General features: G+C 59.2%; 21 protein-coding genes. 14 read left to right on the forward strand and 7 right to left on the reverse strand.

The genetic code is table 11. The features are described from left to right. The first annotated feature begins 501 nt into the window (after positions 1-501). The 4 genes from ACVDG9_RS17045 (at position 502) to eda (ending at position 5727) form a co-directional block, all read left to right on the forward strand. The gene (locus ACVDG9_RS17045) at positions 502-1449 is read left to right on the forward strand and encodes a carbohydrate kinase family protein (protein WP_447238533.1); all 948 of its coding nucleotides are present in this window, start codon (positions 502-504) and stop codon (positions 1447-1449) included. Between the two features lie 97 nt (positions 1450-1546). Next, positions 1547-3022 (forward strand): glucose-6-phosphate dehydrogenase, encoded by a 1476-nt coding sequence (gene zwf, locus ACVDG9_RS17050; RefSeq protein ID WP_055655338.1) that lies wholly within the window; start codon positions 1547-1549, stop codon positions 3020-3022. 138 nt (positions 3023-3160) lie between these two features. Next, positions 3161-4981: a phosphogluconate dehydratase gene (gene edd / locus ACVDG9_RS17055; protein WP_062488222.1), complete on the forward strand. Its 1821-nt coding sequence runs from the start codon at positions 3161-3163 to the stop codon at positions 4979-4981. Between the two features lie 107 nt (positions 4982-5088). Beyond that, positions 5089-5727: a bifunctional 4-hydroxy-2-oxoglutarate aldolase/2-dehydro-3-deoxy-phosphogluconate aldolase gene (gene eda / locus ACVDG9_RS17060; RefSeq protein WP_447238534.1), complete on the forward strand. Its 639-nt coding sequence runs from the start codon at positions 5089-5091 to the stop codon at positions 5725-5727. Positions 5728-5807: 80 nt separating this feature from the next. Here eda and ACVDG9_RS17065 read toward each other — a convergent pair whose 3' ends face one another. The 3 genes from ACVDG9_RS17065 to ACVDG9_RS17075 all read right to left on the reverse strand — a co-directional run bounded on the left by ACVDG9_RS17065 (position 5808) and on the right by ACVDG9_RS17075 (position 8086). After that, positions 5808-6005, reverse strand: a complete 198-nt coding sequence (locus ACVDG9_RS17065) for a CsbD family protein (RefSeq protein ID WP_031269168.1) — start codon at positions 6003-6005, stop codon at positions 5808-5810. 207 nt (positions 6006-6212) lie between these two features. After that, a complete protein-coding gene (locus tag ACVDG9_RS17070; RefSeq protein ID WP_075284425.1) occupies positions 6213-7172 on the reverse strand; it encodes a PRC-barrel domain-containing protein in 960 nt (319 codons plus the stop codon). Positions 7173-7468: 296 nt separating this feature from the next. Continuing rightward, a complete protein-coding gene (locus ACVDG9_RS17075; protein ID WP_208997681.1) occupies positions 7469-8086 on the reverse strand; it encodes a PilZ domain-containing protein in 618 nt (205 codons plus the stop codon). A 236-nt stretch (positions 8087-8322) separates the two neighbouring features. On the opposite strand from ACVDG9_RS17075, the gene ACVDG9_RS17080 reads away from it, so the two are divergent. The 6 genes from ACVDG9_RS17080 (at position 8323) to ACVDG9_RS17105 (ending at position 12486) form a co-directional block, all read left to right on the forward strand. After that, positions 8323-9114, forward strand: a complete 792-nt coding sequence (locus tag ACVDG9_RS17080) for a delta-class carbonic anhydrase (protein ID WP_447238535.1) — start codon at positions 8323-8325, stop codon at positions 9112-9114. Positions 9115-9262: 148 nt separating this feature from the next. Further along, positions 9263-10885, forward strand: a complete 1623-nt coding sequence (gene pgi / locus ACVDG9_RS17085; RefSeq protein WP_447238536.1) for a glucose-6-phosphate isomerase — start codon at positions 9263-9265, stop codon at positions 10883-10885. Between the two features lie 232 nt (positions 10886-11117). Continuing rightward, a complete protein-coding gene (locus tag ACVDG9_RS17090; RefSeq protein ID WP_055655348.1) occupies positions 11118-11387 on the forward strand; it encodes a YMGG-like glycine zipper-containing protein in 270 nt (89 codons plus the stop codon). Between the two features lie 50 nt (positions 11388-11437). After that, on the forward strand, positions 11438-11707 hold the full coding sequence (locus ACVDG9_RS17095) for a YMGG-like glycine zipper-containing protein (protein WP_023000609.1): 270 nt from the start codon (positions 11438-11440) through the stop codon (positions 11705-11707). A gap of 43 nt (positions 11708-11750) precedes the next feature. Further along, positions 11751-12020, forward strand: a complete 270-nt coding sequence (locus tag ACVDG9_RS17100; RefSeq protein WP_023000608.1) for a YMGG-like glycine zipper-containing protein — start codon at positions 11751-11753, stop codon at positions 12018-12020. 193 nt (positions 12021-12213) lie between these two features. Further along, entirely contained in the window at positions 12214-12486 is a 273-nt protein-coding gene (locus ACVDG9_RS17105) for a YMGG-like glycine zipper-containing protein (RefSeq protein WP_006932815.1), read from the forward strand. A gap of 210 nt (positions 12487-12696) precedes the next feature. On the opposite strand, the gene ald is transcribed toward ACVDG9_RS17105, so the two are convergent. Then, complete coding sequence (ald, locus tag ACVDG9_RS17110; RefSeq protein WP_023000606.1) at positions 12697-13836, reverse strand: alanine dehydrogenase; 1140 nt, start codon at positions 13834-13836, stop codon at positions 12697-12699. A gap of 183 nt (positions 13837-14019) precedes the next feature. Here ald and ACVDG9_RS17115 point away from each other — a divergent pair, with 183 nt between their 5' ends. Next, positions 14020-14490: an Lrp/AsnC family transcriptional regulator gene (locus ACVDG9_RS17115; protein ID WP_023000605.1), complete on the forward strand. Its 471-nt coding sequence runs from the start codon at positions 14020-14022 to the stop codon at positions 14488-14490. A 133-nt stretch (positions 14491-14623) separates the two neighbouring features. Beyond that, positions 14624-15514 carry an SMP-30/gluconolactonase/LRE family protein gene (locus ACVDG9_RS17120; protein WP_447238537.1) on the forward strand — a complete coding sequence of 297 codons (891 nt, stop codon included), beginning with the start codon at positions 14624-14626 and terminating at the stop codon, positions 15512-15514. A 222-nt stretch (positions 15515-15736) separates the two neighbouring features. Here the strand turns inward: ACVDG9_RS17120 and ACVDG9_RS17125 are convergent, their stop codons facing one another. The 3 genes from ACVDG9_RS17125 to trhO all read right to left on the reverse strand — a co-directional run bounded on the left by ACVDG9_RS17125 (position 15737) and on the right by trhO (position 17571). Further along, a complete protein-coding gene (locus ACVDG9_RS17125; RefSeq protein WP_023000603.1) occupies positions 15737-15967 on the reverse strand; it encodes a hypothetical protein in 231 nt (76 codons plus the stop codon). Between the two features lie 82 nt (positions 15968-16049). After that, the gene (locus ACVDG9_RS17130) at positions 16050-16637 is read right to left on the reverse strand and encodes a hypothetical protein (RefSeq protein WP_023000602.1); all 588 of its coding nucleotides are present in this window, start codon (positions 16635-16637) and stop codon (positions 16050-16052) included. Between the two features lie 91 nt (positions 16638-16728). After that, a complete protein-coding gene (trhO, locus tag ACVDG9_RS17135) occupies positions 16729-17571 on the reverse strand; it encodes an oxygen-dependent tRNA uridine(34) hydroxylase TrhO (protein WP_023000601.1) in 843 nt (280 codons plus the stop codon). A 451-nt stretch (positions 17572-18022) separates the two neighbouring features. Between trhO and ACVDG9_RS17140 the strand changes: the two genes are divergently transcribed. After that, positions 18023-18550, forward strand: a complete 528-nt coding sequence (locus ACVDG9_RS17140; protein ID WP_023000600.1) for a PAS domain-containing protein — start codon at positions 18023-18025, stop codon at positions 18548-18550. Then, complete coding sequence (locus tag ACVDG9_RS17145) at positions 18525-19856, forward strand: methyl-accepting chemotaxis protein (RefSeq protein ID WP_447238538.1); 1332 nt, start codon at positions 18525-18527, stop codon at positions 19854-19856. Before ACVDG9_RS17140 ends, ACVDG9_RS17145 begins: the two co-directional genes overlap by 26 nt. The last annotated feature ends 103 nt before the right edge of the window (positions 19857-19959 follow it).

The following is a 19959-nucleotide window of genomic DNA, read 5'->3' on the forward strand; positions in this document are numbered from 1 at the left end:
GGGAGGAGAAAGGTCATTCAACGGGTGCCATTGGCAGGCCTCGTTGGAACAAATAAGGGAGCGGGAGAATCCGGGTTCAGCACCTCTCCCACCCGAACCCTCGTCCCGAAGAGAACCGAAAGGTTCGTCTCGAAGGATGGGCGGCAAATTCAGCACCCGTGGCCCATCCTTCGAGACGGGCCTATAGCCCTCCTCAGGATGAGGTGGTGGTTTGATGAGCCGTTGTGGGGGCAGAGAAGACACATGCAACGAGCGCCATTGGCGCGCCTCGTTGAAACCAATAAGGTGGCGGGAGACACCGGGTTCAGCCCACTCCTACCCACACCCTCATCCTGAGGAGAACCGAAAGGTTCGTCTCGAAGGATGGGCGGCGAGTTCGGCGCCTTGCGGGCCTCCTTCGGATGAGGCGGTGGTCTCAAAGGCCGCTGCCGCGAAATGACACAAAGCCATGAATCCGCCGTCGATGCGGTTCCTGACAAACGACGAAAGACCAGAACGTATATGTTTTTGATTTGCGGCGAAGCACTGTTCGATCTCTTTGGAGAAGCCGGTTCCGGCGACAGTGTTTCTTTCGACGCCCGTATCGGCGGATCCCCCTTCAACGTGGCCATGGGGCTGGCGCGCCTTGAAGAGGGCGCCGGGTTTTTCGGCGGCATTTCACGCGATGCCCTTGGCGAACGTCTGGTCCAGAAGTTCCGCAGTGAAGGCGTTTCGGAACGCTATATCCTGAGGACTGACTACCTGACGACGCTCAGCCTCGTCCAGAAGGATGAGCATGGCTCTCCTGCCTATACGTTCTACGGCGAGAACGCGGCTGACCGCATGGTGACCGTCGATGACCTGCCGCAGTTCGACGAACCGCTATTGTTTCTGCACATCGGGTCCTACACGGCACTGGTCGAGCCGGTTTCGGCCGCCTTCAGGGCTCTGATCGAACGCGAGCGAGACCATACGCTGGTCTCCTTCGACCCGAACATACGCCCGACCGTGGTGCCGGACATGGCGCTCTGGCGCCGCAATACGGAAAGCCTTGTTCCGTTGACGGATGTCGTCAAAGTGTCGGACGAAGACCTTGCCCTGATCGCTCCCGGTGAACCCGTTGAAACCATTGCCCGCGCCTGGCTCGGCATGGGGGCTTCGCTGGTCATCGTCACACGGGGCGGCGACGGTGCAACCGCATTTGCCGAAGGCATCGAAGTCAGCCGTCCGGGCATCAAGGTAACCGTTGAAGACACCGTTGGCGCGGGCGACACCTTCCAGGCAGCCCTGCTTGCAGGGCTGAAACATCTAGGTGCAACCAACCGTGATGCGCTTGCAGCCCTTGACGCCGGCCAGCTAAATCGTCTTCTTGACTTCGCTGTCGGGGCAGCTGCCATCACTTGCTCCCGGAGGGGAGCGGATCTGCCGCGCAGGAGCGAATTGGAAAAAGAGTGGTCGGCCCTGAAATGAGGGGCTGACAAGAGAATTAAATCGATTTAAAAGGCAGTCGAAAACGGTCCAGGCCGGAGCGGCCCATCGGACTGGCAGCTGTGAGAAGGGATGTTTTATGGCGGTACGCGTCATTGAAGTTGAAGAATTCGACCTCGTCGTTTTCGGAGCCTCCGGAGACCTCGCCCACCGCAAGCTTCTGCCTGCCCTTTACCACCGCGACGCGGACGGCCAGATGCCGGAAAACGCCCGCATCATCTGCAGTGCTCGCCGGGACTATTCCGACGACGATTATCGCGACTATGCCAAGGCCGCGCTTGAAGAACACGTCAAGGATCTGGACGACGAGCATCTTCAGCAGTTCCTGAAGCGCCTGCGCTACGTCAAGATCGACATCGCCACAGGCGATGGCTTTGAAGATCTGAGAACCATCCTGGACGAACGCCCTGAAGTCATCCGCGCCTTCTATCTTGCGGTCGGCCCGGACCTCTTCGGCACAATCTGCGAGAACCTCGGCCGTATCGGCGTCGTCAACGATCATTCCCGCGTCGTCATGGAAAAGCCCATCGGCAAGGACGGCAAGTCCGCCAGGGCGCTCAACGACACGGTCGGTGCTGTGTTCAACGAACACCAGATCTTCCGTATCGACCACTATCTCGGCAAGGAAACGGTGCAGAACCTGATGGCCCTGCGCTTTGCCAATGCCCTGTTCGAACCGCTGTGGAACGCGGCCCATATCGATCACGTCCAGATCACCGTGGCCGAGTCGCTCGGCACCGGTGGCCGTGCCGGCTACTACGACACTGCGGGTGCCCTGCGCGACATGGTGCAGAACCACATCCTGCAGTTGCTCTGCCTTGTTGCGATGGAGCCGCCGGAAAGCATGAACGCCGACAGCGTGCGCGACGAAAAGCTGAAGGTTCTGAAAGCTCTTGCCCCGATCGACGAGCAGAGCATCGACAAGCTGACCGTGCGCGGCCAGTACCGCGCAGGGGCTTCGGCCGGAGGTGCGGTTCCCGGTTACCTGGAAGAGCTCGGCAACAACGAAAGCCGGACGGAAACCTTCGTCGCCCTGAAGGCGGAAATCGCCAACTGGCGTTGGGCCGGCGTGCCCTTCTACCTGCGCACCGGCAAGCGTCTGGCGCAGCGTGTATCAGAAATCGTCGTCCAGTTCCGCCCGATCCCGCATTCGATTTTCGACGCGGAAGCCGGGGCGATCACCGCCAACCGCCTCATCATCCGTCTGCAGCCGGATGAAGGCGTCCAGATGCAGATCATGATCAAGGACCCCGGCCCCGGCGGCATGCGCCTGCGTCAGGTTCCGCTCGACATGAGTTTTGCCGAAGCCTTCAAGGTGCGTAACCCGGATGCCTACGAACGCCTGATCATGGACGTGATCCGCGGCAACCAGACCCTGTTCATGCGCCGTGACGAAGTTGACGCCGCCTGGGCTTGGATCGACCCGATCCAGGCTGCATGGGCAGCCTCCAAGGAAACGCCGAAAGGCTACACCGCCGGCACCTGGGGTCCGTCCGCCTCCATCGCTCTGGTCGAGCGTGACGGCCGCACCTGGGCCGAAGACGACAGCAACTGATATCACTCGCGCAAGGCCCGGCCTTGCGCGTTTCCGGCCTCTTAAATCGATTAGAGAGCGGCAAGCTCGCCGCAACGCCCTATGTGCCGGACATAGGACCAGCCAGGCCGCGGCGCGGCTAGCAAAGGATTTGAAGCAATGACCATCCAGGATCGCATTGGCGACGTCACCGAACGGATCGTCAAACGCAGTCACGACAGCCGCTCAAGATATCTGGACCGCATCGGCAAGGCCGCCGACAAGGGCCCGCAGCGTTCGCGCCTGTCCTGTGGCAACCTCGCCCATGGGTTCGCCGCCTGTGGCCTCTCCGACAAGCAGGCCCTTTCCGGCGACGTGGTACCGAACCTCGGCATCATCACCTCCTATAACGACATGCTGTCGGCCCACCAGCCCTATGAGACCTATCCGGCCCTGATCCGCGAAGCCGCACACGAAATCGGCGCGGTTGCCCAGGTTGCCGGTGGCGTTCCGGCCATGTGCGACGGTGTCACCCAGGGGCAGGACGGCATGGAACTGTCGCTGTTTTCCCGCGATGTGATCGCCATGGCTGCTGCCGTCGGCCTGTCGCATCAGATGTTCGATGCAGCGGTCTTTCTCGGCATCTGCGACAAGATCGTGCCCGGTCTTGCCATCGCGGCCCTCTCCTTTGGCCATCTGCCGGCCGTGTTCGTTCCCGCTGGTCCGATGCCGACAGGCATTTCCAACGACGAGAAGGCCAAGATCCGCCAGCTCTATGCCGAAGGCAAAGTCGGCCGTGACGCCCTGCTGGAAAGCGAGTCCCGCGCCTATCATTCGCCGGGCACCTGCACCTTCTACGGCACGGCCAACTCCAACCAGATGCTGATGGAGATCATGGGCCTGCATATGCCGGGTGCCTCCTTCGTCAATCCGGGCACGCCCCTGCGCGACGCCCTGACCAGGGAAGCGGCCAAGCGCGCCATCGCGATTTCCGCTCTCGGCAACGAGTTCACCCCCGCCGGTGAAGTCATCAGCGAAAAGGCGATCGTCAACGGCGTTGTCGGCCTGCACGCCACGGGTGGGTCGACCAACCACACCATGCATCTGGTGGCAATTGCCGCTGCTGCAGGCATCAGGCTGACCTGGGACGACATCTCCGATCTCTCCGATGTCGTGCCGCTTCTGGCCCGCGTCTATCCGAACGGCAAAGCCGATGTGAACCACTTCCAGGCCGCCGGTGGCCTTGCCTTCCTGATCCGTGAACTGCTGGGTGACGGTTACCTGCACCAGGACGTGAAGACCGTCTACGGCACAGACCTCTCCGGTTACACCGTGGAAGCGAAACTCGACGCAGACGGCAACGTGCAACGCGAAGAGGTTCCTGAGACCTCCGGTGACGAAACGGTGCTGGCTCCCGTTGCCAAGGCCTTCCAGCCGACGGGCGGCCTGAAGATGCTCACCGGCAATATGGGCAAGGCCGTCATCAAGATCTCGGCTGTTGCCAAGGAACGCCACATCATCGAGGCACCTGCCCGCGTCTTCCACGACCAGAACGATTTCCTGACCGCCTTCAACAACAAGGAACTGACCGGCGATGTTGCCGCCGTGGTCCGGTTCCAGGGCCCGAAGGCCATCGGCATGCCCGAACTGCATAAGCTGACGCCCTGCCTCGGCATCCTTCAGGATCGCGGCCACAAGGTCGCCCTGATTACCGACGGCCGCATGTCTGGTGCTTCCGGCAAGGTCCCGGCGGCAATCCATGTGACCCCGGAAGCTGCGGCCGGCGGCCCGATCGCCAAAATCCGTGACGGAGACATGATCCGCGTCGATGCGGTGACGGGTAAATTGGAAGTGCTGGTCGACGAAGCCGAATTCAACGCCCGCCCGCTGGCGGAAGCTGACCTGAGCCAGAGCCAGTTCGGCACCGGCCGGGACCTTTTCGCCGCCTTCCGCGGTGCGGTTGGTTCGGCCGACACTGGCGCGCATGTGTTTGGTGAGTAAGGATCAGGTCCCGAACGGCCAGGTGAATTCGGCACGATAGAGTCTGCGATCTGCTCCGGCTGCTGCGGTCGGTGCAGGGACGACAAGAAAGAGATTTTGGAGGCGATATGGCCCAGGACATTGAAAAGATCGAGAAGGTAATGTGCGCGGCACCGGTGATACCGGTGCTGATCGTGGAGGATCCCAGGAAGGCCGTCGCCATGGCCGAAGCGCTTGTGCGCGGCGGCCTGCCTGCCATCGAGATCACCTTGCGCACGGCCCATGCCCTGGAAGCGATCAACGCGGTCAACGAGCACGTGGAAGGCGCGATTGTGGGTGCCGGCACGGTGCTGGACGGCAAGCAATATGATGCCGCCGTTTCTGCAGGTGCCCGTTTCATCGTCTCCCCTGGCGCAACCGCCAACCTGCTGGACGCAGCCGACCAGCACAGCGTGCCTCTGCTTCCAGGTGCAGCCACTGCATCGGAAGTCATGTTCCTGCTGGAACGTGGCTATGAGCGGCTGAAGTTCTTCCCCGCCGAACAGGCAGGCGGTGCGTCCTACCTCAAGTCTCTCTCCTCCCCGCTGGCGGCGGCCAAATTCTGCCCCACCGGCGGCGTCAGCCTCGACAAGGCTCCGGACTATCTGAAACTGCCGAACGTCCTGTGCGTTGGCGGTTCCTGGATTGCCGACGCAAAGGCGATTGCGGAGGACGACTGGTCCGGCATTGAAACCCGTGCAAAGGCGGCAGCCGCCCTCAAAATCTGATCAGCAACCAGCAGATCAGCAATTTCGAACGAAAAGAGCCGGGCGACGGATCGCCCGGCTCTTTTTCATCTGTTCGACGATCAGTGGCGACTTGCCCACTCATCGACTTCGCGCTCTGCTTCGTCGCGCGACTTGCCGTAGAGCTCCTGGATCTTGCCGGCAAGCTGGTCGCGATTGCCTTCGATCCGGTCCAGATCGTCGTTGGTCAGCTTGCCCCACTGTTCCTGGGCCTTGCCTTTAACCTGTTTCCAATTGCCTTCGATAATGTCCCAGTTCATTTTCATCACTCCAGTCAGGGTGCAGTCAGCTTCTCGACCGGAGGCTTCCGGCCAACTGCTGCATGTGTTGAGGTTTGAGAAAGTGACAGACGCCTGTTGAAGCCATCTGTCTCGGGATAGGCGTCCGGATATCGGGAAGGATCTCGATAGAACCGGACGCTGTGTCAGGCTGCCCCGGGTGATGACACCCGGAGCAGTCCACTACTCTTACTCAGCGACGTAGTCCGGCTGAGCTTCCAGTTCTTCCTTGGTGGCGCCTACATAGACGCGCAGGTCGGAACCGTCTTCGTTGCGAATGATCTGCAGCTCGTCAAAGGTGACGGCAACTTCACGCTCGCCGATACCCAGGAAGCCGCCAACATCAAGGATCACCTTTTCGATGGTACCGTCCTGGCTCACGATGAGTGAATCGATTTCACCGATGTCTTCATCGTTGGCGTCGTAGATGGTGGCACCTTCAAGATCGTCGGCCGTAAGTTCGGCAACGACCGCTTCGGTGTAGCCTTCACGCTCGACTTCGGCACGCGGCAGAAGCGCACGACCATCAGCATCGGTCTGGGGCGCCATTGCAGTTTCCGGAGCAGCCGTCACGCCGGCGTCGCTATCCTGGCTCATCGCGGTTTCGGTCGACGTGTCGGTTTCCGTCGTCATTGCCGTATCAGCAGGCTTCTCCATACCTTCAGAAGTCTGTGTGGCAGCCGTTTCCGCTTCGTCAGCATACGGGTTCTCATACGCCGCAGCATTGGTCAGCACGTCCTTGTTGGCGTTGACCACCAGGAAGTAGCTATCGGCGTCATCCTGCTCGCGGACGACCTTCAGCTGCTCCATCGGAAGGGCGATGTCTTTCTCGCCAATACCAAGGAAGCCACCGACACCCAGGATAACGGCCTTTACCGAGCCGTCGAAGCCAAGGATCACATCGTTGACTTCACCGATGTCGTCCCAGTCTTTTTCTTCGTCAGCCTGAGCCTGATAGTCTTCGTTGAACCGGTCATAGTTTTCTTCGACCGAGTAGATCCGCATGCCAATCAGATCAGATGCAAGAACATCACTCATGTTTGCAGACTCATTGAATTCATAAGTCTGGAGCGGTTTTACTTCGTTTGCCGCGTAAAGTGATGTTGTCAGCATCAAGGACATCGCGGTAGCGGTGATAATCCGTTTCATAATATTATTTCCTCTCACTGTGATTTCCCAAGCCGGCAACATCAGTATTGCTATTGATGAGGCGGTTACTGTGAGAACAACCGAGAGAGAAAGAAGTTCCGGATTAAAAACTAAATTTTTGAAAAAAGTGACAATCCCCTTTTCGAAGACAGGCCGAACACTCGCCCAGTCCCCAAGGTACGGATGGACGCGTGAAACCACCGCTCGCCGCGTTTCCTTCACGTCCTCGCGGGAAGTTCAGTCAATTGTGGGAAGTTGATTGGGACACACGCCGACCGCAGTATAAGCGGGCCATGTCAGACGCTCTGGGCTTCTTCGGTATCCGTTTCTGAGGTGACGTCGGTCTCGTCGTCGTCTCCGTGATCGTCGTCCTGCTCAAGCGTCCGATCCCACAAGAGACGCATGCCGGCAGAGGTGTCATTGCGCCAGGCGAATTCGGCGACGACCGGCCTTTCGAATTTTTTCATCGTCAGCAGAACTTCCTCTGGAAGCGCTGTCAGACCTTTGGCAGTTATGCGGCAACCGTTCTTGCCGGCATCAACGATCGTGCCACTGATTTCCGTAATTCCGTCCAAGTCCGCGATCTTTACCGGAATGCTGACGTTGTTCCGTTTCTCGCGGCGCTTGTCCGAAACGGATTTCTCGCTCTTGGCGAAGACCACAGCAGCATCATTGCCCTTCACGGAAGTGACGTGGGCCTTCACCAGTTTGCTAGCATCCTTGGGCCGAACCCCGATGTTCTTGTAAAGCTCGCCGATATCCGGAGAGGTCAACCGGAAGCCCCACTCGCTGACGTTGGATGCAACCGCGTTGATGACCGAGAGATTGTCGAAATCAACCACGAGGACTTCTTCCTCGGCATCAGGTTGATCGAGCAGATGGGTCAGACCGTGTGATTTGTTTTCGGAATTCATAGATTTAGTTTACCTTGAGCAAACTTTCATTTCACTTAAAATACAGTCAGACAATTCAATTTATCGTTGTTTTCCGCCAACTTCGGAGCTTTTTGCCCTGAACGGTGATCTACCCTGAGCAATTTTTGCAATTGGCGTTCCTTTCAAATGCGCGTTCAAATCATCCTCGCCTCTTCGGCTACCTTTTCTTGAATGCGCCCAACAGCCTGCCTCAACAACATTCGCAGGAGACTACCATGGCGAAATACATCGGACTTACATTTGCGGCCCTCGCAGGCCTCGGTTTTCTCTCCCAGGCTCAGGCAGAAGAGCTCTGTCAGGGTTTCGGCCCACAAACTCCACGCGATATCTCTCAGACTGCGGGGCTGAACACCTCCTCTGTCTCGATAGCGCCATCCGCCGACAAGCTGAACCTGTGCAACATCCACACGCATACCAACGCGGAACACAAGGGGCCTGGCTTCACCGTTTTTGCCGGCGATGGAGATCATGGCGGATACAAGTGCAACGAGACCGCCGACCTGACCGAGGCTGAACTGGCAGAACCCGCTGGGTCAGCTTTCCATGGCGTCAAGCCCGGCGACACGATCGAAGTCCACTGGGTGCATACATCCTGCAACATCACCCCGGGTGAAGGACTTGGCTCTTGCCTGAGCGATGCCTGCGCCAATCCGCAACTTCGTGTCGAGGCTCAGGTCTTCCTCGTCGTGAATGATCCCGAGGCACTGAGCTTCCTCGACTTCGATTATGACGGCAACATCGTGAATAGCCTGCATCAGGCCAAGTCATTGCCGGAAGGCACGGGCACACCGGTCACCTTCATCGGGTCGACAACAGGTCCCAGCTTCACCCAGTCGACATGCTCCCCGCTTCAGGTGACCTGGAGCGTGCATCCGCAATGCGCCAAGCTGGACATCAACTCGCTCAACGCCTGGGCGGAAAAAGGCAACGTCTTCAAGGAAGATCATTCCCACGGCATTCGCCAACTTGTGACAGCCCCTGAATTGCTGGCCCCGATTTCCAACTGATTGGCCTCAGCCGCCGGAATCCACCTGCCTGTTTCCGGCGGCATTCTCCTTGAATTTCCTCTCCCCCTCGCCGGGCGGGTATGCTAATGGATGCCCCGCGCGCGTCAGCGCGAAAACAAGCTGTTAAATCGATTTAAGAGGATTGTTCATGGCGCTAGAAGCAGCATTTGAGGCTCTCAACCGGCAGGCGGAACAATTGAAGGGTACCTCCCTGCGGCAACTGTTTGCGGCCGCCCCCGACCGGTTCGACACATTCTCCGCCAGGACAGACGACCTGTTGCTCGATTATTCCAAGTCCCGGATCGACGACAAGGCGTTCAACCTGCTGCTCGACCTTGCCCGCGCTGCGGATGTGGAAGGCAAACGTGCGGCCATGTTTGCCGGCGAGAAGATCAACGGCACCGAAAAGCGCGCCGTCCTGCACACAGCGCTTCGCAACCAGTCGGACCAGCCGGTTCTGGTCGACGGTGCCGATGTGATGCCCGATGTACGTGCGGTTCTGGACGCGATGGCAGATTTTGCCGAAGCGGTCCGCTCCGGCGATCTGACCTCCTCCACCGGCGACGCCTTTACCGACGTGGTCAACATTGGCATCGGCGGCTCGGACCTTGGGCCAGTCATGACGACAATCGCGCTCAGCCCCTATCATGATGGTCCGGAGCTGCACTACGTCTCGAATGTGGACGGCGCTCATATTGCCGATACGCTGGAAAAACTCGACCCGGCCACAACGCTGATCATCGTCGCTTCGAAAACCTTCACCACCATCGAGACCATGACCAACGCGCAGACCGCGCGCAAATGGATTGCGGGCACTCTTGGCGAAGAGGCTGTCGGCGACCACTTCGCAGCCGTTTCCACCGCCCTCGACAAGGTAGCCGCCTTCGGCATCGACGAAAGCCGCGTCTTCGGTTTCTGGGACTGGGTCGGCGGCCGGTATTCCGTCTGGTCGGCCATCGGCCTGCCCCTCATGATCGCCATCGGACCGGACGCCTTCAGTGACTTTCTGTCCGGCGCCCATGCGATGGACACACATTTCGCCGAAGCACCGCTTGAAAAAAACCTGCCGGTGCTGATGGCGTTGATCGGCGTCTGGAACCGGGACGCGCTTGGCCTTTCCGCCCGCGCCGTTCTGCCCTACGACCAGCGCCTGTCTCGCCTGCCCGCGTACCTGCAGCAGCTCGACATGGAATCAAACGGCAAGCGCGTGAAGCTGGACGGCAGTCCCGTGACCGAGGAAACCGGTCCACTGGTCTGGGGCGAACCAGGCACGAATGGTCAGCACGCGTTCTATCAGCTCCTGCACCAGGGCACGACTGTCATCCCGTGTGAATTCCTGATTGCCGCCAACGGCCATGAAGAAGACCTGAAACATCATCACGACCTTCTGGTTGCGAACTGCCTGGCCCAGTCCGAAGCCCTGATGCTCGGCCGGACGCTTGACGAGGCAAAGGCACTCCTCAACGCTTCCGGAATGGCTGCAGACGAAGTCGATCGTCTGGCACCCCACAAGGTGTTCCCGGGCGACAGGCCGTCCATGACCCTTGTCTATGACCAGCTGACACCCTTCGCACTCGGCCGTCTGATCGCCCTTTACGAGCACCGGGTTTTTGTCGAAGGCGTCATCTGGGGAATCAACTCCTTCGACCAGTGGGGTGTGGAACTGGGCAAGGAACTGGCCACTGCCCTGCTTCCTATGGTCAAGGGCGAAGTCTCTGCAGATTCCAAGGACGCCTCGACAAAAGGCTTGCTTGCCGCCCTGAAAAGTTGACGCGGGAACCACACCTTTGTTTACGCGTTAATACGTGAGGCGTTCTCGTCATAATTTTGCCCAACCGGCCCTATCTGGTTCACATCGTTGAAGAACTCTAATTGGTATTCACGATGAACACGGGCCGGCTGTGGCAAACAGAGATTGCCCCAACGTGCAAAGCAGCTTAGGCTTGGAAAGATTTTATACATTCGACCCGCCAAGGTTGCGGTCCGACAGGGAGACTGATTTCATGAAAAAACTAGTTCTGCTCGCAGCAGTAGGCCTTGCCCTGGCGGGCTGCCAATCCGATAGCTCACGCGACCGCGCCCTCGTAGGCGGTGGTCTTGGCGCGGCAACCGGTGCAGCAATCGGTGCTGCGGCAACCGGCGATGTCGGCGGCGCCCTGGTTGGTGGTGCAATCGGTGCAGCCGGTGGTGCAATTGTCGGCAGCGCAACGACTCCGAAGAATTGCGTTGCCTATGACCGCTACGGCAATCCTTACCGGGTCGCTTGCCCGTAATCGGGAGCGATCCTTTTTCGTTTCGGTAATAGACCGTTGGGAAGAAAACTATGAAGAAACTCCTTCTGATTGCCGCTTCGGCCGCATTTCTGGCAGGCTGCCAGTCTGACAGTCAAAGAGACCGCGCGCTTGTTGGCGGCGGTCTTGGCGCGGCAACCGGTGCCGTGATCGGTGCTGCCGCCGGTAACGGCGTCGGCCCGGCACTCGCCGGTGCGGCAATCGGTGCTGCAGGCGGTGCCATCATCGGCTCCGCAACGACACCCAAGAACTGTGTCGCCTACGACCGGTATGGCAACCCGTACCGCGTCGCCTGCCCCTGATCTCAACTGACCTGAGTCGATCGGGTCTTCACAGGTTTACGAAATGAAAAAGATCCTGCTGGTGGCCCTTGCGGCCATCGCCCTCGCCGGCTGTCAGTCAAGCAGCCAGAGAGACCGCGCGCTTGTCGGCGGTGGACTTGGTGCCGCGACCGGCGCCATTGTCGGTGCCGCTGCCGGTGCCGGTGCAGCTCCGGTTCTCGCCGGTGCCGCTATCGGTGCTGCGGGTGGCGCTGTTATCGGCGCTGCGACCACACCGAAAAACTGCGTGGCGCATGACCGGTATGGCAACCCCTACCGAGTCGCCTGCCCGTAAGGCCAGGTTCTCTGTCGTCCTGACCATCGTCAGAGCGGACGAATTTAACGACAATACCGGGCATGCCCATGGATTCATGGGCATGCCCGCTTTGCTTTCAGGATCTGCCTTGGATAAATCCGCCTTGGTAAGAAACTGTTAACCATAGATCTCCACCCTTGGTAGACACATGTTTTTCGCCAAGGGGTTCTGGATGAGATCCGTCCTTGCAGCCGCAAGTCTCGCCATTGTGCTGACAGGCTGCGCCAACACCGAAAGTCAACGGGACAGGATGCTGATCGGGGCAGGTCTCGGTGCTGCAACCGGTGCCACGATCGGCGCCGTTGCCGGTTCCACGGTGAACGCGACCCTTGCAGGCGCCGCTCTCGGCGCCGTCGGTGGTGGCCTGATCGGTGTCGTCACCACCCCGCGCAACTGCATTGCCACGGATGAACAGGGCACACCTTACAAGGTCCGCTGCCCGTAACCCCTTTCGCACAGCAAATAAGGTTTGATTGCTCCCCTGTGAAATCAGGAATGCAATAACCTGCGAAACAGACCGACATTTTCAACGCGAGTTGCGCCGAACAGCAGGTCACGGGCTCACCGCTGTCACGTCAGTCCAAAATCCCGTTGAGAAAGCAAAAAGCCGGCCCAACGGACCGGCTTTTCTCATCTTTGAAGCGAAGTCCCCTTATCAGGCAGCAGCGCTTTCCTTGGCCTGCTCAAGAGCAACCTTCGGATCGACGTAGGCATAGCCGAGAGCGGTTGCGACCGCCTCACATGTCACCTGACCGCCGATCACGTTAAGGCCCGGCAGGAAGTGCGGATCATCGAGCAGCGCCTTCTTGGCCCCCTTGTCTGCCAGTGCGAGAGCGAACGGCAGGGTGGCGTTGTTCAGCGCGTAGGTGGACGTCTTCGGCACGGCGCCCGGCATGTTGGCGACGCAGTAGTGAACGACTTCATCGATGATGTAGGTCGGCTCGGAATGCGTCGTTGCCTTGGAGGTTTCGAAGCAGCCGCCCTGGTCGATGGCGACATCAACGAGAACCGAGCCCGGCTTCATGCGGCTGACCAGCTCGCGCGAAACCAGCTTTGGTGCCGCCGCACCGGCAACCAGCACCGCACCGACGACCATGTCGGCTTCCAGCACATGTTTCTCCAGGGCAGCCTTGGTCGAATAGACGGTTTTCAGTGCCGGACCGAACGTCTGTGAGAGATTGCCCAGAACGGCGGTAGACCGGTCGAGAACGGTGACATCGGCTCCGAGGCCAAGCGCCATGGTAATGGCATGCGAGCCGACCACACCGCCGCCGATGACAACGACCTTGGCCGGTTCGACACCGGGAACACCACCCACGAGCGTGCCGGAGCCACCCTGGGCCTTTTCCAGCGCCTTGGCACCGGCAATCACCGACAGGCGGCCGGCAACCTGGGACATCGGCACCAGAAGCGGCAGACCGCCACGAGCATCGACAACGGTTTCATAGGCAATGCAGGTCGCACCGGACTTTACCAGGTCCGCGGTCTGCTCCGCGTCTGGCGCCAGATGCAGATAGGTGAAGAGAATGTGGTCGGGGCGCAGCATGGCGCGTTCGACGGCCTGCGGTTCCTTGACCTTCACGATCATGTTCGCGGCATCGAAGACTTCCTTGGCTGTCGCCAGGATCTTCGCGCCTGCTGCTTCGTAGTCGGCATCACTGGCGCCGATGCCGACACCGGCATTGGTTTCAACGACAACTTCGTGGCCATGAGCCACCATTTCAAGAACACTGTTCGGGGTCAGACCAACCCGATACTCGTGGTTTTTGATTTCTTTCGGCACACCAATGCGCATAACTCGACTCCTCTGGAAGCATTATTGATTGCCGATTATTTTACGCCTGTTTTCGTCGAATGTGCTTGCGTTCCCGGGGGACTCCATTCAAATACGCGCAATTTTATTGTGTCGAATTGATATTTCTTCAAATTATCTGCTATGTATTATCTTGAACTCGGCATTATGTGCGGTGCAGCAAAAATGAAACTCGATCGCCTCGACCAGAAGATCCTGAACGTTCTGCAAAGCGACGGCCGCATCGCCAACGCGGACCTAGCGGAAAAGGTGGGGCTTTCCCCTTCCGCTTGTTTGCGGCGCATGCGCGCGCTGGAGGAAGCCGGCATCATCGAAAAATACGTCGCGCTTCTGGACCAGAAGAAACTCGGCCGGCACATGGACGTTTTCGTGGAAATCTCGCTGACCGGCCAGTCCAAGGAAACGCTTGAGAATTTCGAACGCGCCGTGGCCCGGTCCGGCGAAATCATGGAGTGTTTCCTGATGGCGGGTGATGCCGATTACATCCTGCGCCTCTCGGCCCGGGACCCGATCGACTTCGAACGCATCCACCGCGACCACCTTGCCCAGCTTCCAGGCGTTCTCAGAATGAAATCGTCCTTCGCCATCCGGCCGATCGTCAGACGCACGGCGATTCCCCTGAACGGCGAAACATGAGTTCCCTTCAGGACCGGTCCACAACCAAACCGCCTGCAATTCCGCCACTAAATCCAGCGTCTCGACGCAGCCAGCACTGGCAGGTATAGTCCGCATCCATTCAAGTGCCCGGCTTTTCAAGGAACCCGCTCCGGTGACCCATACGATCACCCGTTTCATCGATACGACTTACCAGCTTGCAGAATGTCCGACTTGGGACGACAGATTGAACCGCTTGCTCTGGGCCGACATCCAGGGCCGCTCCATCCAGTCCATGGATTGGGCCAGCCGCGAGATCACCACATGGCAATTCGACAATGAGGTCGGTTCCTTCGGCCTGACGGATGACAATCGCCTGATTGTCAGCGTGTGGGACAAGATCGTTCTGTTCGATCCCGAAAGCGGTGCCAGCGAGGTTCTGGCGGAAGTTCAGGCGGATGAGCCGCGCACACGGCTGAACGACGGCAAGGTCGGCCCGGATGGGGCCTTCTGGGTCGGCACCATGGACACCAGCTCACCGCGTGAACCGATTGCCGGTCTTTACCGGGTCGACGGCAGCGGCGACGTTGCCGAGATCCGTGACGAACTGCAATGCTCCAACGGGCTCGCGTGGACGCCGGACGGCACCTACATGTACCACTCCGACACCTCCCCCGGCTGGATCGAATATTACGGCTTCGACCCGGAGACCGGTGCACTTGGCTCCAAGATGCTGTACGCCCAGCAGACCAACGACACCGGACGGCCGGATGGCGCAGCGGTCGACACCGAAGGCAACTATTGGAGCGCAGGGGTATCCGCCGGCGTGCTCAACTGCTTTGCCCCGGACGGCAATCTGCTTGCCGCCATCAAGCTTCCGGTCGACAAGCCCACCATGCCCTGCTTTTGCGGCCCGGATCTGGACCATTTGATCGTTACCAGCATCAAGCAGCCCGCCGACCCGACCGCAGTCGAACCCGACACATTGTCAGGCGGCCTGTTCCTGGTGGAAGGTCACGGCAAGATCGGCTTGAAGACCTACCGGTTCAGGACAGCAAAAAGCTGATCAAAAGCAACGCATTGGGCAAGTCGGTTTCTGTTGTAACCGGCTTCTGCCGCACATTTGGCCTGTCATCCGTTCCGCCGACCCGGGCACAACATCAGGGTGAAGATAAACATCCCTCCTCCTCAGGATGAGGGAGAGCCTTTGGCTCGGAGGCCATGCCGGGACGAGTTTTTGAGCGGCCCGCCTGACGATTGTCTGTCGACGGCAGTTGTTTAGGGCCGGTTATTCAGCATCCTTCGGAGGCTGGCAGTCCCTGAGAGCCTCGATGATCTGCTCCGCTTTCACACCCGGTACCTGGATTTTCGTTTCCCCGTAAAGGTGAACGACGGCCCCTTCCCCCTTCACCGATTGCTCGTTGAAAATGCGGACCGACTGGTTTTCGGGAATGAGCACGGCCATGGAGCCGTCCTCCATGCTGAGCAGGATGGAAGACGCAATCAATGTGCAAATCATGTTTCAGCCCCACAACTGGTCAGGTAACCGGCTTTCAGCCTGCTCCGGAAAACGGACAGAGGACCGATCTTGACCCAGTCACCTAGTAGCGGCAACCCCGCACCTTTACGGGCTTCCAGACTGTCTGGGCGGGTTGAACCAGCACCTGGCGGCTGACCGTCTGGTAAACCGCGGGCTTTTGCACCCGGTAGCTCGTGGCAGGCTGAACCAGCACCTTTTCCTTCACGGAGCTGTAAATGGCAGGCTGGCGTACAGCGACACGTGAGGCCGACTGCACGAGAACCTTCTGGCTGACGGTTCGATAAACAGCGGGGTTCTGCACCTTGCACAGGATGTTGCGGCCGTTAATGACCCGGTATTCCCAGCCGACGCTGGCGGGTTGAACCAGAACCCGGCTCTGCCGTGTCTGGTAGACGGCAGGCGATGTACGATAGCTGACCCGCTCCGGCTGCACCAGAACACGCCGGGCCTGATAACTGTAGACGGCCGGCTTCTGCACCACGTAGCTGGATGCCGGCTGGACGAGCACTCGCTCGTTCACAGTTTTGTAGACGGCCGGCACTGTGGCCTGTTCATAGCAGGACAGTGCCTTGCCTCCGGCCAGCACGGACGTGCTGACCAACGGACTTACGATCAGCGCGGCAAGCGCGCTCCAGAAGCTGTGACGCATGTACTTTCCCCCAGTCTGGCGCAGGAGATCTCCCGCAACCCTGACTTTAGGGAAGTTCCACAAGGCATTAAAGCGAAAAAGTTAATATCCGTTAAGAAACGGCCCTGACGATCTGCTGTTCGCCCTCTTCGTCATCAGCTTCAGCGCGGGCACTCTTCTCGTAGTCGGTGTCCTCGTTGATGATGTGACGGGCCTCTTCGGGGATCCATTCTCCCCAGCGTGGCTGCAGCTGATGGTCGACGGACACCCGGTCGTCGAAGACGAAACATTCGCCCTTCCAGAGGCTGTCGGCTTCCGGCACCTTCTCCAGATAGTTCAGGATGCCGCCTTCCAGGTGATAGACTTCCTCGAAGCCGTTTTTCAGCATCCAGGCCGTCGCCTTTTCACAGCGGATGCCACCGGTGCAGAACATGGCGACCTTCGGCTTTTTCTGAAGCTCGTCTTCGCCGTCCACCCAGGCCGGGAATTCCCGGAACGACTGGGTTTTCGGATTGAGCGCCCGCTCGAACGTGCCAAAGGCGAATTCGTAGTCGTTGCGCGTGTCGATGACGACGACATCCGGATCGGAGATCAGGGCATTCCAGTCTTCCGGCTTGACGTATTCGCCGACGATCTCATTCGGGTCGATCCCGTCAACCGCAAGCCGCACGATCTCCTGTTTGAGCCTCACCTTCATGCGCTTGAAGACATGTCGGTGGGTCCAGGCTTCCTTGTGGTTCAGCCCGGCAAGCCGCGGGTCCGACCGCAGATGCGCAAGGACCTCACGCACACCGGCTTCCGGCCCGCAAATCGTGCCGTTGATACCCTCCCCTGCAAGCAGCAGGCTCCCGCGCACATCCCGTTCCTCGCAATAGGCCTTGAGTGGACTGCGCATGGCCTCGAAGTCGTCGAGCGGCGTAAACATATAAAGGGCGGCAACGAGAAATTCGTTCATGGGGCTTGTTCTGTTTCTTGAAAGACGCCGGGCCCAAGGGGCAAAAGCACCACCCGGCTATTGGCGCCCTCTATACAGCCTAAGCCCCCCTTCTGAAAAGTCCGCAGTTTCTCGGACCCGGTTCTCTGCAGGCGATGCCGCCCTGCAGGTTTTGCTTGAGCACAACCGAACATGCGCCAGGGGCCATGCAACGCGGAACTTGCCGATTGAAGTTCCTCCAAAGGAACATCGCCCAAACCCTTCGGAAGAATCGAAGAATAGCGTCAGAGTAACAAATAGATCGGCAACAATTCGCCTCAACAAACCTCTCTACAGCGAAAGATGACATCGTTAGAAATACGAATGAATTCATATAGTTAAAAATCAAACCTCATCCGCTTTCATTTAAGGATCATTAAGCACGCAACCGTACCCTAACCCTGAATTGCCAACATGAGCGGGCGCACCAAGGATGACCCAGTACAAGGTCACCCCGACGGGGGTGGAACGGTTCTTTTCCGAACGGGACCTGATCGTCTCGAAAACAGACACGCGCGGGCGCATCACCTACGCCAACAACATCTTTCGGGATATTGCGGGTTTCGATGGCAAGGCTCTGGAGAATGCGCCGCACAGCCTCATCCGTCACCCGGACATGCCACGCTGTGTCTTCAAGCTGCTGTGGGACACGATAGAGGCCGGCGGAGAAATCTTCGCCTATGTGGTCAACATGTCCGCGAACGGCGATCACTACTGGGTGCTGGCCCATGTCACGCCGTCCTATGGCGAGAGCGGCAAGATCATCGGCTACCATTCCAATCGCCGGGTGCCCAACCGCCGTATCGTCGACGACATCATCACCCCGCTTTACGCCCAGTTGCGACAGACAGAACAGCAGGCGGACAACCGCAAGACCGGCATGCAGGCCGGTCACGATCAGCTGGTATCGATCCTTCAATCGAAAGGCGTGAGCTATGATGAGCTCATTCACACTCTTTAACGCCACGATCGCGTCGGGTGTCGCACTTGTGGGCGGCGCGGCGACGGTGGTCTGCGCCCTGCTGGGCCTGACCATGGCTACAGTCTTCTGTGGCGCCATCGTAATGCTGGCCATGCTTTTCGCGCTGCCCGCTGTACATCGGACCCGGCGGGGGCTTGGTGCTGCGACGGAGGTCTGCAGCCAGATCGGCTGGGGCAACTTCGAGGTGAGAGCCAAGGATTACACCGAAGCCGGTGAAGTTCGTGAGCTGATGACTTCCATGAACCACATGATCGACCGGACGGACGCCTTCCTGCGTGAAGCTGCCGCCTCGATGACGGCAATCGAGAACAACCGCTACTACCGCCGCATCCAGCCAGGTGGCCTTAATGGCAGCTATCTGCAGAATGCGGAAATCATGAACATGGCCATCGAGACCATCAAGGGCCGGGTCGGAGCCTTCCGCCAGTCGACGGATTCCTTTGAAAGCCAGATCAGCCAGATTGCCCAGAGCCTGATGGCTTCCGCCGAGCAGATGACAGGAACGGCCGAGGAAATGGAAACCTCTGCCGTTTCCAATTCGGAAGTCGTGACCGCCATTGCCGACGCGGCCGACCTGACAGCCGAAAATGTGAATGCGGCAGCATCTGCTGCCGATCATCTGTCCTCGACGGCCAGCGAAATCAGCGGCCAGATCGAACGCTCCATCGAAATCGCCCGTGCTGCCGTTTCCCAGGTCACGCAAGGCCAGGACAAGGCAAACAGCCTTCGGACTTCCGCCGAAGCGATCGGCGAGATCATCGACCTGATTTCCTCCATTGCCGACCAGACAAACCTGCTGGCACTCAATGCCACCATCGAGGCGGCCCGTGCCGGTGAAATGGGCAAGGGCTTTGCGGTGGTTGCTGCCGAGGTGAAGGAACTGGCAACGCAGACAGCCAAGGCGACACAGGAGATCACCCAGTCTTTGGAGGAAGTCGACGCGGCCAGCCGTGATACGGCTCAGTCCTTCGACACGATTTCCAAAACCATTACGGAAATCGAATCCATTACCACGATGATTTCCAACGCCTCGGTAAAGCAGGCGGAAGCGACACAGGCCATACAGGAGAACGTGACCAACACCGTGGCCTGCACCAACAAGGTGACCGGAATTGTAGACGGTGTCGCCCAGAATGCGGCAACCACTCACGCGGCCTCCAAGACCGTGCTGAGCTCCGCGGAAAGCATGTCCTCCAATGCCGGGCAGCTCACCGAAGCAGTGGCGGCCTTCTTCAAATCGCTGAAGAAAGGCCCGCTCGAGCAGCAGAACAGCGAAGCCGCCTAGGCACACTGGCTGTTAGGCAATCCAACCCGGGCGTTCGTGCCCGGATTGCCTCTTTTGGGGAATTGGGTCAAAGCCTCACACCTCTTATCTTCAGGACAGAGCC

Source organism: Roseibium sp. RP-7 (assembly GCF_053005225.1).

Bases quoted from the DNA above. Each gene is read 5' to 3' on its own strand.
- ACVDG9_RS17045 (WP_447238533.1), top strand. From the start codon at position 502: ATGTTTTTGATTTGCGGCGAAGCACTGTTCGATCTCTTTGGAGAAGCC.
- zwf (WP_055655338.1), top strand. From the start codon at position 1,547: ATGGCGGTACGCGTCATTGAAGTTGAAGAATTCGACCTCGTCGTTTTC.
- edd (WP_062488222.1), top strand. From the start codon at position 3,161: ATGACCATCCAGGATCGCATTGGCGACGTCACCGAACGGATCGTCAAA.
- eda (WP_447238534.1), top strand. From the start codon at position 5,089: ATGGCCCAGGACATTGAAAAGATCGAGAAGGTAATGTGCGCGGCACCG.
- ACVDG9_RS17065 (WP_031269168.1), bottom strand. From the start codon at position 6,005: ATGAACTGGGACATTATCGAAGGCAATTGGAAACAGGTTAAAGGCAAG.
- ACVDG9_RS17070 (WP_075284425.1), bottom strand. From the start codon at position 7,172: ATGAAACGGATTATCACCGCTACCGCGATGTCCTTGATGCTGACAACA.
- ACVDG9_RS17075 (WP_208997681.1), bottom strand. From the start codon at position 8,086: ATGAATTCCGAAAACAAATCACACGGTCTGACCCATCTGCTCGATCAA.
- ACVDG9_RS17080 (WP_447238535.1), top strand. From the start codon at position 8,323: ATGGCGAAATACATCGGACTTACATTTGCGGCCCTCGCAGGCCTCGGT.
- pgi (WP_447238536.1), top strand. From the start codon at position 9,263: ATGGCGCTAGAAGCAGCATTTGAGGCTCTCAACCGGCAGGCGGAACAA.
- ACVDG9_RS17090 (WP_055655348.1), top strand. From the start codon at position 11,118: ATGAAAAAACTAGTTCTGCTCGCAGCAGTAGGCCTTGCCCTGGCGGGC.
- ACVDG9_RS17095 (WP_023000609.1), top strand. From the start codon at position 11,438: ATGAAGAAACTCCTTCTGATTGCCGCTTCGGCCGCATTTCTGGCAGGC.
- ACVDG9_RS17100 (WP_023000608.1), top strand. From the start codon at position 11,751: ATGAAAAAGATCCTGCTGGTGGCCCTTGCGGCCATCGCCCTCGCCGGC.
- ACVDG9_RS17105 (WP_006932815.1), top strand. From the start codon at position 12,214: ATGAGATCCGTCCTTGCAGCCGCAAGTCTCGCCATTGTGCTGACAGGC.
- ald (WP_023000606.1), bottom strand. From the start codon at position 13,836: ATGCGCATTGGTGTGCCGAAAGAAATCAAAAACCACGAGTATCGGGTT.
- ACVDG9_RS17115 (WP_023000605.1), top strand. From the start codon at position 14,020: ATGAAACTCGATCGCCTCGACCAGAAGATCCTGAACGTTCTGCAAAGC.
- ACVDG9_RS17125 (WP_023000603.1), bottom strand. From the start codon at position 15,967: ATGATTTGCACATTGATTGCGTCTTCCATCCTGCTCAGCATGGAGGAC.
- ACVDG9_RS17130 (WP_023000602.1), bottom strand. From the start codon at position 16,637: ATGCGTCACAGCTTCTGGAGCGCGCTTGCCGCGCTGATCGTAAGTCCG.
- trhO (WP_023000601.1), bottom strand. From the start codon at position 17,571: ATGAACGAATTTCTCGTTGCCGCCCTTTATATGTTTACGCCGCTCGAC.
- ACVDG9_RS17140 (WP_023000600.1), top strand. From the start codon at position 18,023: ATGACCCAGTACAAGGTCACCCCGACGGGGGTGGAACGGTTCTTTTCC.
- ACVDG9_RS17145 (WP_447238538.1), top strand. From the start codon at position 18,525: ATGATGAGCTCATTCACACTCTTTAACGCCACGATCGCGTCGGGTGTC.